The 2450-nt window shown below is 26.2% G+C and carries 6 protein-coding genes; all 6 read right to left on the bottom strand.

Going from position 1 to position 2450, the window contains the following annotated elements; all coding sequences use genetic code 11:
* Nucleotides 1-326 precede the first annotated feature (326 nt).
* The 6 genes from P8V03_RS18835 to P8V03_RS18810 all read right to left on the bottom strand — a co-directional run bounded on the left by P8V03_RS18835 (nucleotide 327) and on the right by P8V03_RS18810 (nucleotide 2372).
* Nucleotides 327-614: a hypothetical protein gene (locus P8V03_RS18835; protein WP_318799352.1), complete on the bottom strand. Its 288-nt coding sequence runs from the start codon at nucleotides 612-614 to the stop codon at nucleotides 327-329.
* A gap of 68 nt (nucleotides 615-682) precedes the next feature.
* Entirely contained in the window at nucleotides 683-820 is a 138-nt protein-coding gene (locus P8V03_RS18830) for a hypothetical protein (protein WP_318799351.1), read from the bottom strand.
* A gap of 428 nt (nucleotides 821-1248) precedes the next feature.
* Complete coding sequence (locus tag P8V03_RS18825; protein WP_318799350.1) at nucleotides 1249-1686, bottom strand: hypothetical protein; 438 nt, start codon at nucleotides 1684-1686, stop codon at nucleotides 1249-1251.
* A 27-nt stretch (nucleotides 1687-1713) separates the two neighbouring features.
* Complete coding sequence (locus P8V03_RS18820) at nucleotides 1714-1998, bottom strand: hypothetical protein (RefSeq protein ID WP_318799349.1); 285 nt, start codon at nucleotides 1996-1998, stop codon at nucleotides 1714-1716.
* 66 nt (nucleotides 1999-2064) lie between these two features.
* Nucleotides 2065-2223: a hypothetical protein gene (locus P8V03_RS18815; protein ID WP_318799348.1), complete on the bottom strand. Its 159-nt coding sequence runs from the start codon at nucleotides 2221-2223 to the stop codon at nucleotides 2065-2067.
* A gap of 11 nt (nucleotides 2224-2234) precedes the next feature.
* A complete protein-coding gene (locus P8V03_RS18810) occupies nucleotides 2235-2372 on the bottom strand; it encodes a hypothetical protein (RefSeq protein WP_318799347.1) in 138 nt (45 codons plus the stop codon).
* Nucleotides 2373-2450: the final 78 nt, after the last annotated feature.

Below are 2450 nucleotides of genomic sequence, written 5' to 3'. Positions count from 1 at the left end.
AAGGTATTTAGCAATTTCTGTATCACTATTCCATATTAGACTATTAGGCTCTAATATAGAATTATAAATTATTGAAACCTCATCTAACTGAAGTAGAAAATCTTTAACCGAAATACCCGTATCTATATATTTTTTCAGCTCTTTAAATAGGTTTTTTTCAGTAACCTTCTTATTCTTACAATTCCCAAAATATCTTATATATTTTGTAATATTCTTTTCGCCAACTCTACCTGTTACTTTATTCCATATACTATTTACATAACTATGCTCGGATGGATTTACCTTTGAAAAAAGATAATTTTTCAGTAGATCGATAGCTATAAGTTCTACCTCTCTATCATTGATGTTTCAAATATTACATATGGATTTGAATAATCTAAAACAAGAATTTCAACTACAACAATGTTTTTACATATGTACTTGAAATAATCCAATAGTACTATAATATCCATTAATCCTGCTGATTTGTCAGTACATGTATTTTTAATTGCACTTTTGTAATATTTATAACAATTCATTAATAATTCATTACTCTTTGATGTGACATTAACTAAATTACTTACTTTATCTTTTACTATATATTTGTTGTAATATCCACCATTTGTATCATTCAACATTATTCTATTTGATATATTCTCTGGAGTATAAATATCTTCTTCAAAAATTAATCTACTTATTTTATCTAACCTTTTTTATTGCCTTCTACATCAATGTTATCCTTTATAAGTTCTTTAATATTCCAGTGAATTGCTTTTATAATGATCGATAATGTAGTAAGTCTTTCTTGCCAATGCTCTTTATAGTTATCGTTGTCAACCAACACCATTGAACCAAGATAATGTTGATTACTTTCATCAAAGCCAATAATAATATCATTCCATAATTCTTTCCAATTATCATTTTTCTAAGAATAATCCCTTTGAAATACTGGTATTTTAAATTTGGAGTCATCCATAAAGATACGTGATACATTCTTAGTTTCCGCATTCATGCTACTCGTTTTTGTTATCCTTAGATAAATTATGCTTGTACATTTTGCATGAATGCATATTAATATTAATACTTTTGGGTGACTTTATAAATTTAACATTTTCCATATCATTCTTAATTGTGCTGCGAATTACAAAACTTTTATATTATAATGTATCAATTAAGTACTTTTAGATAATTTCTATATTTACTTAATTTACTTATAATTTGATTCTTTTATTTCTCAAAATTAGTTTTTCCCCTATGTCACTCATTTGCTTAATTAATTTTCCAGAATGATTCACTATATTTATTATCACAAAATTTGTTGCTCATCTTTGAATATTTATCAACTGCTTTTTTTACAATCTCATCTTCATTTTCAACAGTATAATACTTTCTTATTTTACTAAAAATTTTCCTTATCAAATCTTCTGTAACTTCATCATAATTTTTAGTAAACTCTTTTCTCTGTTGATAGGTTGGGTAACAATTATTATAAAAATACTCCTCTTCTTTAACTCCATCATCATTAAATTCAATGCATAAATCAAATGCTCTATCTATATCATCTCCTTTTAAGTTTAGCAATTTTTTCCCTTCAATATCTGCTCTTATTTCTTCTATTATCTGTAATGCTTTCTCTTCGACTGTACCGCAATTCCTTTCAAATTCATCATTAAGAATGTGAATTAATTCATGGCTTAATATTTGCAAAAGACCGCTTTTGGTATTTTGCAAATATTAATCAATAAGTAATTTGGACAGCTCAATTTTATATTTTCCTGTACAAGTTTTATAGAGTTCTGCACTCAGACCTTTACTAAATATCTTTACAACAAATAATATTTTTTTAGACTCTAAATTTTTATATTTAATTTTCATTGCACTACATACTTCCAAAGCTAACGTTTTATTTAACTTTGGTTTGTAAAATGCTAATCTTATTGTTATAAGATGTAAGCTCATTTTTATCCCAATAACAATCATAATAACTACTAATATTGTTACAATAGTATAAAAAAACATTTCTTTATTCTCCTTAAATTATTTTATCATATCTATATAACTACATTAATTCCAATTTAATTTTAATCATTCAATTATTAATGTAAATTTATTTTTCCATACTTTGTCTTCTTTTAAATCTTTCTTATTAACATATGTATCATACACATTTTTAAGTGTAGGTGCAGACTTATCCCATGTATCGGGCTGATTTTTAATTATTCCCCTCTTTTCATAGGCTTCCATTATTAAGTCTCCTAATAATGTCCTTGTTTTATTTCAAGTCCAAAAACCTTAGCTAATGTTTCTTTTAGTCCATTAGCTGTGTGTACTGGAAGCATTGGCTTCGGATTAGTTGTTCTATTAACTAATAATGGGTTGACATGGTCAAGCAAAATTGTAACACTTAGTTCGATTAATTTTACAAATACCTCTTTTCAAAGGGCGTAAGCCCACCTAATGAGCTATGTGGC

This window comes from Clostridium tanneri, from assembly GCF_033659955.1.
Taxonomy (GTDB): Bacteria; Bacillota; Clostridia; order Clostridiales; family Clostridiaceae; genus Clostridium_AM; species Clostridium_AM tanneri.
This window is presented reverse-complemented; position numbering and strand designations above follow the sequence as displayed.